Origin of the sequence: Pseudomonas sp. PsB (assembly GCF_043658375.1) — a bacterium.
In the GTDB taxonomy this organism is placed as follows: Bacteria; Pseudomonadota; Gammaproteobacteria; order Pseudomonadales; family Pseudomonadaceae; genus Aquipseudomonas; species Aquipseudomonas putida_Z.
In genome coordinates this window covers 22,614-35,928 of record NZ_JBIGLU010000004.1, presented here as the reverse complement: position 1 = coordinate 35,928, position 13,315 = coordinate 22,614, and the positions used below count along the sequence as shown (strand labels likewise).

8 protein-coding genes are annotated in these 13,315 nt (G+C 65.6%); 7 read left to right on the top strand and 1 reads right to left on the bottom strand.

Annotated elements, in window-relative coordinates:
• Positions 1–53: 53 nt before the first annotated feature.
• On the bottom strand, positions 54–320 hold the full coding sequence (locus ACGLHT_RS07815) for a hypothetical protein (protein WP_023662334.1): 267 nt from the start codon (positions 318–320) through the stop codon (positions 54–56).
• Between the two features lie 640 nt (positions 321–960).
• On the opposite strand from ACGLHT_RS07815, the gene mnxG reads away from it, so the two are divergent.
• The 7 genes from mnxG (at position 961) to ACGLHT_RS07780 (ending at position 13,303) form a co-directional block, all read left to right on the top strand.
• Positions 961–6,807 carry a manganese-oxidizing multicopper oxidase MnxG gene (mnxG, locus tag ACGLHT_RS07810; protein ID WP_274119918.1) on the top strand — a complete coding sequence of 1,949 codons (5,847 nt, stop codon included), beginning with the start codon at positions 961–963 and terminating at the stop codon, positions 6,805–6,807.
• Between the two features lie 20 nt (positions 6,808–6,827).
• Entirely contained in the window at positions 6,828–8,804 is a 1,977-nt protein-coding gene (locus ACGLHT_RS07805) for a cytochrome D1 domain-containing protein (RefSeq protein ID WP_137164148.1), read from the top strand.
• The gene (locus tag ACGLHT_RS07800; RefSeq protein ID WP_137164147.1) at positions 8,801–9,457 is read left to right on the top strand and encodes an SCO family protein; all 657 of its coding nucleotides are present in this window, start codon (positions 8,801–8,803) and stop codon (positions 9,455–9,457) included. Before ACGLHT_RS07805 ends, ACGLHT_RS07800 begins: the two co-directional genes overlap by 4 nt.
• Entirely contained in the window at positions 9,454–10,119 is a 666-nt protein-coding gene (locus ACGLHT_RS07795) for an SCO family protein (protein ID WP_085665553.1), read from the top strand. Before ACGLHT_RS07800 ends, ACGLHT_RS07795 begins: the two co-directional genes overlap by 4 nt.
• A 224-nt stretch (positions 10,120–10,343) precedes the next feature.
• Positions 10,344–11,867: an ABC transporter substrate-binding protein gene (locus ACGLHT_RS07790; protein ID WP_274079799.1), complete on the top strand. Its 1,524-nt coding sequence runs from the start codon at positions 10,344–10,346 to the stop codon at positions 11,865–11,867.
• 12 nt (positions 11,868–11,879) lie between these two features.
• The gene (locus ACGLHT_RS07785) at positions 11,880–12,521 is read left to right on the top strand and encodes a SurA N-terminal domain-containing protein (protein WP_085588441.1); all 642 of its coding nucleotides are present in this window, start codon (positions 11,880–11,882) and stop codon (positions 12,519–12,521) included.
• Between the two features lie 248 nt (positions 12,522–12,769).
• Entirely contained in the window at positions 12,770–13,303 is a 534-nt protein-coding gene (locus ACGLHT_RS07780; protein ID WP_031325917.1) for a response regulator, read from the top strand.
• The last annotated feature ends 12 nt before the right edge of the window (positions 13,304–13,315 follow it).

The window sequence follows — 13,315 nt, the reverse complement described above, 5'->3', positions numbered from 1 at the left end:
TGCTGTACCTGTGGGAGCTGGCTTGCCGGGCGATGAGGCCAGTCGACTCTACTTCAATGCCAGGTGATATCCCCGGCCTGCCGGTGGAACAGCAACTCTGTCAGGGCCTTGGTCATCTGAACATGATGCACCGCATTGACCAACATATTGATGCCGGGCTCGCCGGCGTTGGCGCAGATGAATTCGTCCAGCGTATCTTCGATGCCAGACATCAGCTGAAGGGAGTGGATCAGAGCGTCAACCGAGGGCATGTCCTGGTTGATGGTGTAGAAGGGGCGGGACGTCAGTTTGACGGGTGGGTCGGGGACAAGCTTTTTCATTATGTAATTCCAGCTTCTACTTAGAGGAATGGAACTACCACCTGAATCTTTCTCATGGATTGAAGGTGGCAGCCGTACGCGGGTGTGAGAAAGCCGAGAAGAAGCTAGCAAAGACCCGGCCAGGCGAAAGCCCGCCCACGTACGGCCACCATAGAGGTGCTGCTAGCTTATCTGTCGGGTTCTCATGCCCGGTCACCGGAGCGACCCGGAAACGTTATCCGTGAGGTGTTTCCCCGACAACAGCGATAGTTCGGCAGCGCGCGTAGGATAATTCCTAAGCGGGTTCATTCTGAAGCATTTGGTTTCATGTTCAGAAATGTCTTACAGGTGATGGCTTTGTTGGCTTTGTTGGCTGTGGGGTGTAGGGCGAGAGGTTGGAGTCATGGCTAACATGTGTCCGGCACTACATTGTCGGTGCCAGTGAGATCGAGCGCCGCCCGCGCGGCGCTCGATCTCCCAGGCACTGAAAATCTTGTGACGAGCACCCGCAACCCACCCCCCGTTTCGGGGAAAGCCGCTGGGGAATCCTCCCCAATCTGTTTCGTTTGCCGCTGCAACCTACTGAAAATTAAAGCAATCTGCTCCTGGCATGCACCTTGCTCCAGCTCCACGCAGAGATCCTGTGTCCCGGAGGTGCAGCATGTCCATGCCACTCAAAGGCCCCATCCTGTCATCACTCGTTCTGGCCTTGCTCGGCTGGGAGTCGACCAGCGAAGCCGCCGTGCAGTGCCAGCGCACCCTGGTCGCCAACGTTGTGGCGCTGGACCAGCCACTGATGTTCAACCGCCTTGGCGCGCAAAACGCCAACGGCATGATGTTCGCCCTGCGCGAGGATGTGGTGGACGACAAGATGGTCCCCCTCAGCAGCGGCGGGGCGGCGGTACCGGGCAAGGTCACCCTGCGCCCGGACAAGCGCCCGCGGCCCATCGTGCTGCGGGTGGCCGCCGGTGAATGCCTTACCGTCAACCTGACCAACCTGCTCGACTACAAGGCTAACCCCAACAAGGACGGCATCGAGGCCGAAGAGCCTGAGGGCGAAGAGGAGGGGCCGGAGCTCGAAAATGAAGCCGCCGAAGGCTTCGTCGCCGATGAACAAGTGGCCGAACGCATGGTCGGCTTCCAGGTCAACGGCATGCAGGCGGTCAACAGCATCGCCGACATTTCGGCCTACACCGGGCGTAACGGCAACTTCTTCGTCAGCCCCGGCAGCACCCGCAGCTATACCTTGTACGCCGAACGCGAAGGCGCTTTTGCCGCCACCAGCAAAGCCGCCACCTTCGGCGGCGAGGGCACTGCGGGCAACGTTGCCAACGGCCTGTTCGGCCAGGTAGTGGTAGTGCCCAAGCTCGGCCGCACCTACCGCAATACCCTCACCGAAGAAGAAATGCGCCTGGCCACCACCGGCCGCACCGCCACCGGCCAGCCGGTAATCGATTACGAAGCCCGCTACCCGCAAATGCAACCCTGGATCGCCGAGGGCAAGGCCGGCAAACCGATCATTGCCATGGTCGACGGCAACGAAATCATCAACAGCGAAACCGATGCCATCGTCATGGGCCCCAACCCCGATGGCAGCTTCCCCAAATCCACCTACCCGCTGGAAAACCTGGGCAAGCGCAACCCGGCGCTGCCCAACCGCCTGGAGGCGTTCCGCGACTTTGCCTCGCAGTTCGCCGACGAGGTCGCCGGCACCCAGGCGTTCCCGGGCTACTGGGCCGACCCGGTGATGGGCCACGTACTGGAACCCACCCGCGACTCGTTCATGATCAACTACGGTTCCGGTGGCATGGGCGCGGAAGTGGTGGCCAACCGCCTGGGCGTGGGGCCGATGCACGACTGCCTGTCGTGTGCCTATGAGGAGTTCTTCCTCAGTGCGCACACTGTCGGTGACGTCGGTACCCTGGTGGACGTGCCGGCCAACGTCGGCCTGGAGCACATTCGCCCTGGCGAGGTGCCACCGGCCAGTGCCGTCGGGGTTAAGGCCAGCATGGCCCTGTTCCCGGCGGAACCGGCCAACGTGCACCACAGCTACATCGGTGACTTCACCAAGTTCCGCAACACCCACAACGGCCATGAACAGCACATCTTCCACCTGCACGGCCACCAGTGGCTGTTCAACCCCAATGACGACAATTCCGACTACATCGATGCCCAGGGCATCGGCGCGGGGGTCGGCTACACCTACGAAATCGCCAACGGCGGTGCGGGCAACCGCAACCGGGTGGCGGGCGATGCCATTTACCATTGTCACTTCTACCCGCACTTCGCCCAGGGCATGTGGGCCATGTGGCGGGTGCACGACGTGTTCGAGGAAGGCACCCGCCTGGAAGTGAGCGGCCAGGGCGAGAACGGCTTCCACAGCACCCCGTTCGCCCTGCGCAGCGGCAAGCCGGCGGTTGGCGCGCGGGCCTTGCCCGATGGCGAGATCGTTGCGGGTACGCCGATCCCGGCCATCGTGCCGCTGCCCGGCAAGGCCATGGCGCCGATGCCAGGCAAGGTGGTGGTGGTACCGAAGCTGTCCGAAGAGCTGGTTGCCGCCAATGACGACGACGAGCCCGAAGAAGAAGAGGATGAAGAACCAGCCAACCAGGAGCCGGTTCGCAAGGCCATCGGCTCGCTGGCGCTGGTCGACCGCAGTGACGCCAACCGCAACGCCGACGGCACCTTGAAAAACCCTGGCTATCCGTTCTGGATCGGCGGCATGGAAAGCAGTGTGGGCAACCGCCCACCAACCCCGCCACTGGACATGCTCGACCCGGTCATGGCACGCCAGCTCAAGGAAAGCGGCAAGGCGCTGTGGGCCAACCTTGACCCGAACCAGGTCGATGGCTGGGATGGCGGCCTGGGGCGCCACGCGCTGGACGGCGTATCTGCAGGCGGCGAGGCCGAAACCACCACCACCAAGCTCGATTTCACCAAGGTGGTACACAAGGCCAAGCCCATCTACCTGCCGGAAGAGGGCACCGACGTCGAGCAGGCGGCCATGCAGTTCCATGCCCAGGCCGAACACCCAAGCTTTGCCCTGATCCCCGGCAGCCAGCCGGTGGCCAAGGCGTTCCGCACCAACGGTGCCTTGCCGACTGCCGGCGCGCCGTTCTACGAGCCGTGCATGGATGACCGGGGCAAACGCCTGACCCAGTCTTCCGGGGTAGGCGAGTACTTCAGTGGCGAGAGCCTGTCGGGCGTGAACTTCCGTGGCGGCTCGGCCTTCACCGCCGACCACCCACGCATCTACAAGGGCGCCAACATCCAGTTCGACGCGGTGTACAACAAGGTCGGCTACCACTTCCCGCAGGCCCGCATCATCGCCCTGTGGGAGGACGCCTGGCCGGTGATCACCAAGCAGCGCCCGCCAGAGCCACTGGTGATGCGCATGAACACCTTCGACTGCACCATGTACCAGCACACCAACCTGATCCCGAACATCTACGAGATGGACGACTACCAGGTGCGCACCCCGACCGACGTGATCGGCCAGCACATCCACCTGCCCAAGTGGGACCTGACCGCCGCCGACGGCTCGGCCAACGGCTGGAACTACGAAGACGGCATTCTCTCGCCCGGCAGCGTGGTCGAGCGGGTGCAGGCCATTCGTGCCTACAACGGCTGCACCCAGGGCGATAGCCGCGACGGCACCGCCGCCTGCCCGCAAGCCCGGCAGCACCCATACTTCGGCCGCTTCGGCCGGGCCGACTGGCTGGGCGCACGCACGGCCATGCAGCGCTGGTTCGCCGACCCGCTGGTGAACGTGTACAACGTCGACCGTGGCCTGGGCACCATCTTCACCCACGACCACCTCGGCCCATCGACCCACCAACAGCTTGGGCTGTATGCCACCGTGCTGGCCGAACCGGCCAACTCCACCTGGTACCACGCCGAAACCGGCGAGAAGCTGTACAACCCGGCCACGCGCCAGGACGGTGGCCCGACCTCGTGGCAGGCGGTGATCCAGACCGGTGACCACGATGGCGACGGCAAGAACGACAGCTACCGCGAGTTCTTCCTGGAATACAGTGACTTCCAGCACGCCTATGAGGCCGGTGTGTACGTCGGCGCCGGGCCGGACGGCATCCCCAATGCCCAGTCGTACCCGGCCACCGCCGACAGCTTCCGCTACGCCATCAACCCGCCGGTGCGCGGCAAGGCGTCGAACCTGCTGGAGGCCATCGTCGAGGAACGCGGCGGTATCAACCCCGGTTGCCCAAGCCGGCCCTGCCCGCAGGCGATCTCGGTGGATGACCCTGGCATGTTCGTCGTCAACTACCGCAACGAGCCCCTGGCCCTGCGTGTGTACGACCCGAACAAGGTCGGCCCGGACGGCAAGCGTGGCATGCAGGCCGACGGCCTGGCCGGCGACCTGAGCTACGCCTTGCAAACCCGTACCGACCGCGCCATCCCGGCACTGAACCTGGCGCCCTCGGCGATCACCTCGGCGGTCGGCCCCACCGGCGGCACCACGCTGTTCCCACCGCACATCAACGTGGCCGGCAGCGAACCGGGCGACCCGTTCACCCCGATGCTGCGCACCTACTCCGGTGACAACGTACGCCTGCGCATGCACGCCGGTGGCCATGAAGAGGAGCACAACATCACCTTGCATGGCGTGAAGTGGCTGCAGAACGGCACCGGCTACGGCAACAGCTCCAACTCGGGCTGGAAGGCATCACAGATGATCGGTATTTCCGAACAACTGGGCTTCATGGCACCGGTGTCGATGATCTCCAGTTCGGCAGCCACCAACGGTGACTACCTGTATTCGCTGGATGCGGCACTGGAGGGCTACTGGAACGGCATCTGGGGCATCATGCGCAACTACACCGCGCAGCGTGCCGACCTGTTCCCGCTGCCCAACAACCCGCAGCCGGTGGCCATGCGCAACACCGTGAACTTCGATGGCATCTGCCCGAAAACCACGGCCAACCCCAACGGCATCGGCAGCCGCCCCACGGTCAAGCGCAGCTACGAAATCGTCGCGGCACTGGCCAACGACATCCTCGAGAACCGCAACGGCGTCAGCATCAACGACCCGGCCGGTGTCGGCCAGCATGTCGGCGGACCGCTCAAGGCCAACGGCGGCACCCTGGTGTTCAACAGCCGCAAGACCGCCATACCGCTGGTCAGTGGGGTAGACCCCGAAGATGGGGAACCCTTCACCATCGGTGGCCACAGCGCGCCGCTGCACGACCCGACCGCGATCCTGTACGTGCGCAAGGCCGACTTGGACGCCACCACCGGCAAGCTGAAGGCGGGTGTGCCCGTGGAGCCGCTGGTGCTGCGCGCCAACGCCGGCGAGTGCATCAGCATCACCCTGGAAAACCGCCTGCCACTGGTGATGCCGGACCTGCCCAGCACTGCGGTGATGCACAACGTGGTCAAGCGTGACCGCTTCGACAGCGAGGGTGCCACCGCCTTTGCCAACAACTTGATGCGGCCGTCCAGCCACGTGGGCCTGCATGCCCAGCTGCTGGCCTACGACATCACCAAGTCCGACGGCGCCAACGTCGGCCTCAACCCGGTGCAGACCGTGGCCCCGCGTGCCGGCACCAGTGGCGCCTGGCCGACCCGTACCTACCAGTACTATGCCGGCCACCTGGAGCGTGAAGGCAAGCCGGTGTCGCAACTGGGCCGCACGGTGGACAACATCAACACCACGGCCATCGAGTTCGGCGGCCTCAACCTGACCCCGTCGGACTTCATCAAGCAGCCGCAGAAAGGCCTGGTGGGTGCCATGAGCATCCTGCCGCAGACCGCCACCTGGACCGAGGACGGCGCAACACGGGCCCAGGCCACGGTCAAGGTCACCGGCCAGCCGGATTACCGCGACTTCGTCACGGTCTGGCAGCGTGCGCTGAACATGCGCTGGGCCGACGGCCGCCCGGTGGAGGGCATCAATACCGAAGGCAACGGCGCCGCCGGCGACCCGCAGGACAACGGCAACATGGCGGTCAACTACAAGACCGAACCCCTGTGGCTGCGCTTCGGCATGGCCCCCGACTCACCCTTCGGCCGCGCCGGTGGCCTGGGCTTTGGCGATGTGCCCAACGCCCACATGGCCTACGCCAACGCCCTGGTCGGCGGCGACCCGCAAACCCCGGTGCTGTACGCCAAGCCCGGCCAGCCAGTGCGCAACCATATCGTGATGCCCAGTGGTGGCAGCCGCGGCATGGTCTACCAGCTGGATGGCCACTTGTGGCCGCTGCACAACTACCAGGCCGAGAAGAACGACGTGGACGGCTACCCGCTGAGCCTGCCTGGCATCGGCTCGGTGCGCTTCGGCTACAACCCGATGGCCATGTACATCGGTGCCCAGGAAAGCGTGCTGCCGGCTGCGCACTTCAGCTTCATGCTGCCCAGTGCCGGCGGCGCCAACGCGGTGGCGGGTGACTACCTGTTCCGCGACTACGCCGCCTACGGCAACCTCTCGGGGCTGTGGGGGATCTTGCGGGTGACCAATGAAGCGCCGCCGGCAACGGCACCGGCGCAGTGACGGTAAATGGGGGCGCGAACATGAACAAGAAAACCCGCCTTGCATACATGGGGGTAGCACTGGGGGCTGTGCTGATCGGCCTGGGCGTGGCCTATGAAAGCCTCTGGTGCGATCCGCGCGAGTATTTGCAGGGCTCTGACGACCCGCAGGCCCCGCACCGGCTCAGCCGCGACGGCGTGACCGTGGAGTTCGAGGCCCGGCCGCTGGCGGGGGGCGAGCTGCAGGAGGGCAGCTTCGCCAACATCCGTTTCAAGGTCAGCGACCAGGCCAGTGGCCAACCGCTGTCGGGCATGGCCCCGGGGGCGTGGATCGACCCGACGCAGTCGGCCCCGGAGGGCGACCGCGACCAGAGCTGCAAGGCCCGTGTCGCGCTGTTCCTCAAAAGCAGTATCGGCGCCCGGCCGTTGCTCGACCTGAACAGCTACTTCCTGTTGATGATGAACAAGGACGCCAGCCTGACGGTGATCGACCCGACCGTTTCGGTGGGCGGCGTGACCAGCACCATGGCCCGCATCGACCTGCCTGGGCGGCCCATGGACTGGGTGGCCACCGGTGACGACAAGCTGGTGTTCGTGTCCATCCCGGAGCGCGGCAAGGTCTCGGTGATCGACACCGAAACCTTCACCCGCGTGGCCGACCTGAACGCTGGCGACCAGCCCCTGCGCGTGGCCCTGCAGCCGGACCAGCACCGGCTGTGGGTAGGCAACAACAGCAGCGACCCGGCCAAGGGCGGGGTAACGGTGATCGATGTACCGGGGCGCAACACTCTGAAAACCTTCAACACCGGCGGCGGCCACCACGAAATCGCCTTCAGTGCCGACTCGCGCTACGCCTATGTCAGCAACCGCGACAGCGGCACCCTGAGTGTCATCGACATCCCGGAAATGCGCCTGGCCAAGACCATCAAGGTTGGCCCGCACCCGCTGTCGGTCAGTTATTCGGCGTTGTCCCAGGCGGTGTACGTGGTCGATGGCGAGGAGGGCAACGTGCGCGTGTTCGATGCCCGCAACCACCAGCTGCGCCACACGGTCCAGGCTGCCCAGGGCCTGGGGCCGATGCGCTTCAGCAGCGATGGCCGCTACGGCATCGTGCTCAACACCCTGGAGAACCAGGCCCTGGTGATCGACGCCAGTACCGACAAGCTGATCCACCAGATCCCGGTGGCTGCCGAACCGTACCAGCTGACCTTCACCAAGGGCTATGCCTACGTGCGCGGCCTGGCTTCGCCGAAGGTGAGCATGATCAACCTGGCCAGCCTGGGCGAAGGGCGTTCGCCGATCATCCAGGGCTTCGAGGCCGGCCCGGCGGCGCCACGCCAGGCCGGTGACCTGCCGCTAGCCCAGGGGCTGTCGGTGTCGCGTGACGACAATTCGGTGTTCGTGGTCAACCCGGTGGACAACACCACCTACTTCTACGCCGAAGGCATGAACGCACCGATGTCCGGCTACAACAACCGTGGCCACCAGGCCCGCGCCGCCATCGTCGTCGACCGCAGCCTGCGCGAACTGGCCCCGGGCGTGTACGGCTCGACGGTGAAGATGCCCGCCGCCGGCAAGTTCGACGTGGCCTTCCTGCTCAACCAGCCGCAGATCATCCACTGCTTCAGCACCGACGTGACTGCGGCGCCGAATGCCGGCAAGCGCAAGGGCGCCCACGCCGAGTTCATCGGCCTGGACCGGCCGTTGTCGCAGCACAGCGCCGTTACCGCGCGGGTGCGCATCGTCGGCGACGACGGCCAGCCGCGCCTGGGCCTGAGCGACCTGAGCCTGCGCTACTTCCTGGCGCCTTCGTCCATGCCGCAAAACCTGCAACTGGAGGAGGTGGGCGAGGGCATCTATCAGGCAGCCCTGACCCTGCCCGAAGCCGGCGCCTGGTACCTGCACGTGCAGTCGCCGTCGCTGGGGCGCAGGTTCGCCGAGGAAAACTACACCAGCCTGCGCGTCCTGCCGGCCGCAACGTCCACCGTTTCCGAGAATGACGTGAGGAACCTGCGATGAACGCCAAGCATGCTTGCAAACTGTTGGCCCTGAGCCTGGCTTTTGCCGGCAACCTGGCCCAGGCCCATGGTGGCCACGACCACAACGGCCACGCCGAACAGCCGCCGGCGGTGCGCCAGGAAAAGGCCAGCGTGCGCTTTGCCGATGTCTCGCTGCTGAACCAGGACGGCATGCCGGTACGCCTGGAAAAAGACTTGGTGGGCGACCACCTGGTGGTCATGGGCTTCATCTACACCAGCTGCACCACGGTGTGCCCGGTGGTGTCGTCGATCATGGGCAAGGTCCAGCAGCAACTGGGTGGCCGGGTAGGGCAAGACATTCATCTGGTGTCGATCAGCGTCGACCCGCAACGTGACGACGCCAAGCGCCTGCAGGACTACGCCAAGGCCTTCCAGAAGGGGCCGGGCTGGAGCTGGCTGACCGGCACGCCGTACGCCATCAGCGAAACCCTCAAGGGCCTGGGCAGCTTCAGCGCCGACCTCAGCCAGCACCCGCCGCTGATCTTGGTGGGTGACGGGCGCACCGGGCACTGGACGCGCTACTACGGGTTCACCGACCCGGCAGTGCTGATCGACGAAATCAACCGCCTCGGCGCCCGCCGGGTGCATGCCAAGAGCACGGCCATTGCCGACCATCACGAGGTGCAACCATGAGCCAGGTAAGCAACCGCCGCGTTGCCATGCGCGGTTTTGACTGGCTGGTGCTGGGTGGCTGCCTGTGGATCCTCGCCTCGGTGGCGTTCGCCCATGAAGGCCATGCCCCGCAGGCACCAGAACCGCAGCCGGCCCCGCAGGCGATGACCAGTGGCGGCGGCACCCGCGATGCTCAGACCTGGTTCACCGACACTGTGCTCAAGGACCAGAACGGCCGCGAGCTGCGCTTCTACAGTGATGTGCTCAAGGACAAGGTGGTGATGCTCAACGTGATCTTCACCCACTGCACCGACGCCTGCCCGCTGATTACCCGCAAATTGCGTGAAGTGCGCGAGACCATGGGGCCGCAGCTGGCCAGCCAGGTGACCTTCGTGTCGATCAGCAGCGACCCGCTCAACGACACCCCCGAGGTGCTCAAGGCGTTTGCCGAGAAGCAGGGCGTGGATGGGCCCAACTGGGTGTTCCTGACGGGTGACAAGGCCAATGTCGACCTGGTGCTCGGCCGCATCGGCCAGTTCCTGCCCAGCCCCGAGCAGCATTCGACACAGCTGATTGCCGGCGACGTGGCCGGCAAGCGCTGGAGCAAGATCCGCCCGGATGCACCGCCTGCGGCGATTGCCCAGCGCATGCAGTTGCTGGCACTGCCTTTGGCAGGGCGGTGAGCATCATGCGCAGTACTTCGCCAATGCCGACGCCAAATTTGGCGCGAATCCCGGCGCGAATCCCTGTAGGAGCGGCCTTGTGTCGCGATCGGGCGCGCAGCGGCCGTAAAACCGGCATACCCGGAGTACCTGATGAAACACATGCGCCGGTCCTGCGGCCGCTGCGCGCCCGATCGCGACACAAGGCCGCTCCTACAGGGATTCGCGTCTGTATTGAGGCAGTGCTGCGCTATCTGGCATTCGCATTAGGTATTGCCATATGCAGCGGTGCACTCGCCCTGGACCTGGACCTGACCGAACATGAACAAGCCGGCAAACACCTCTACCGCCAGGGCGTCTCCAGCAGCGACGCACAGTTGCAAGCCCGGGTCGGTGCCAGCAACATGACGGTCCCCGCCAGCGTGCTGCCCTGTGCCAGCTGCCACGGCAACGATGGCCGCGGCCGCGCCGAAGGGGGAGTACGCCCGCCCAGCCTCGACTGGCAGCGCCTGGCGCAAGGCCAGGGCGAACGCGAGGTCAACGGCCGCCGCTATCCGGCCTACACCGACAGCAGCCTGGCCCGGGCCATCCAGCATGGCGTCGACCCGGCCGGCAATCGCCTGGACCCGGCCATGCCACGCTTCGAGCTGACCCTGGCCGACCAGCGCAACCTCACGGCCTACCTCAAGCGCCTGGCCCAGGAGCGCGACCCCGGCGTGGAGGAGGGCGTGCTGCGCCTGGGCACCTTGCTGCCGGCATCCGGCCCGCTGGCCGAGGCCGGGCAGGTGGTGCGTGCGGTGCTGGAAGACGGCCTGACGCAACTCAACCAGCAGGGTGGCATCCACGGGCGACGCCTGGAACTGGTGGTGCTCGACCCGGGCGCCGACCCGGCCAGCGCCGAACAGGCGCTGCAGCAGTTGCTGGAGCAGGAGCGGGTGTTCGCCCTGATCGCGCCATTGGTACCCATGCTCGACCAGCGCCTGGCAACCTTGCTGGCGCCACACAATGTACCGCTGATCGGCAGCACCCCACGCAGCGGCGGCAGCCCACAGATTTTCGACCCGTTGCCCGGCTTGCCCGCGCAATTGCTTAGCCTGGCCGGCCACGCCCGCGCGGCGCTGGGCCTGGCAGCGGGCGACCTGCGTGTGGTGTATGCCGGCAATGAACACGCGGCGTTGGCCGAGCAGGTGCGCGAACGCCTGCAGCAGCAGGGCTGGGCAACACCTGCGGCCCAGGCCTTTGCCGGCCAGGCCGTGGACGGGCAGGGCATTGTCTTCCTCGGCCGTGCCCAGGCCTTTGCCGAACTGGCTTCGGCGCTGCAGTCAGCCGGCCGCCAGCCATACCTGTTTGGCGCCTCCAGCCAAGTGACCGGCGCCGTGGCGCGCTTGCCCGAGTTCTGGTCGCAACGGGTGTTCCTGGCTTATCCCTACGTGCCCGAGGACTGGACCGAACAGGGCCTGGCGACCCTGGCCGGCCTGCAGCAGCGCCAGGGCCTCGACCCCCGCCAGGCGTCGCTGCAGGTCAACACCCTGTGCGCCCTGCGCCTGTTGAGCGAAGCGTTGAAGCAGACTGGCCGTGACACCAGCCGCGAGCAGCTGATTGCCGCGCTGGAAGGCCTGCATGATGTGTCCACCGGCCTGACCCCGGCCCTGGGCTTCGGCCCCGGTCGCCGCCAGGGCATGGCCGGTGCCCATGTGGTGGCGGTGGCCCTGCCCGGGCCGCGCTTTACCGCGGTCACCCCGTACCGGCCACTGCCGGACAGCCCTTGAGCGGAGGTTGTCATGCGTGTTCTGTTGTTGTGCCTGTTGCAGGTGCTGGCCAAGGCAAGCTGGGCCGATATGCCGGCGGCGCGGGTCAACGGTGTGGAGATCGAGACGATGCGCCTGGAGCGCTATTTCAGCGAATATCTGGACGCCCAGGGCCGCGCGGTGGCCAGCATCCGCAACCCGAACCTGTACCAGCGCCTGCGCGATCAGGCCCTGGATGAACTGATCGACAAGGAGCTGTTGTGGCAGGAGGCCCAGCGCCTCGGCATAGCCATCAGCGACGAGCAGGTGTCGGCGCATGTGGGCGAGATCGAGGCCGCGCTTGGCAGCCCGGCAATTTTTGAGCGGCGGCTGGCGGAAGCGGGTTTCGATAGGGCACAGTACAATGAGTACACCCGGCGCGAGCTGGCCGCGCAGCAGGTGTATGCCCAGCTCAGCGCGGTCGCCGCGCCCAGCGAGGCCGAAGTGGAGGCATTTTATGATGCCAATTCGCAAAACCTGCAAGGAGTGCAGCAACAAAGTGACGAGCCTTCGGTCATACGCGAACAGGGCCTGGTTCTGGCCCGGGCCACGCTCATCGGGCAGCGGGAGGCGCAGGCGCGCCAGTCCGTGCGCCAACGTTTGCGTGCGTCCGCTACCGTGGAGATTGCCGACTGAGGCCCCTGATGGCGTTTCCCCAATGCTGGGGAATAACGAAGTGGCAGTGTGCCATCAGTTTCCCCGCATGTGGGGAACGGGGCCGGTGCGCCTGCCCGCCGCGTTGCGGGGAGTGATCGGTGCTCCTGCAAAATCAATGAGTTACGGTTATTCAGCATGACTATTCACGCCTGGCACGAAGCCTGCTCAAGCCTGTACAGGGGCGCACTTCGCAGACCGGGTTACCGGGCAGTTCTTGGGAGTCGACCTTGGTGAACAGAGTATTGGTAGTCGATGACGAACAGACTCTTGCGCAGAACCTGCAAGCGTACCTGCAGGCGCAAGGCCTGGAAGTTCATGTTGCCCACGACGGTGCCAGTGGTATCGAGCAGGCTGCAAGCCTGGCACCGCAAGTGATCGTGCTGGATTACCGCTTGCCCGACATGGAGGGTTTTCAGGTTCTGGAGACCGTACGCAGGAACAGGCAGTGCCACTTCGTGCTGATTACCGCCCACCCCACCGTCGAAGTGCGTGAGCGGGCCGCCGAACTGGGTGTGAGCCATGTCCTGTTCAAGCCGTTCCCGTTGGTGGAACTGGCCCGTGCAGTCTTCGACCTGATGGGCATCGAGCGCCGGCGCAGGGCCACGGACAACCCGGCTGAAGGGTTCGTCGAACGACGCCAGAACAGGAACGAATCGTTCCCCCTGCAGTTGTACGATGGAAGCTGGGTATTGGCCGACCGCCGCCGCAACGGCGCCAAGCCCCCAGGGCCCGACGACGATCAACTGCTCACAGGGGAATAGCGGCGCCCGCAC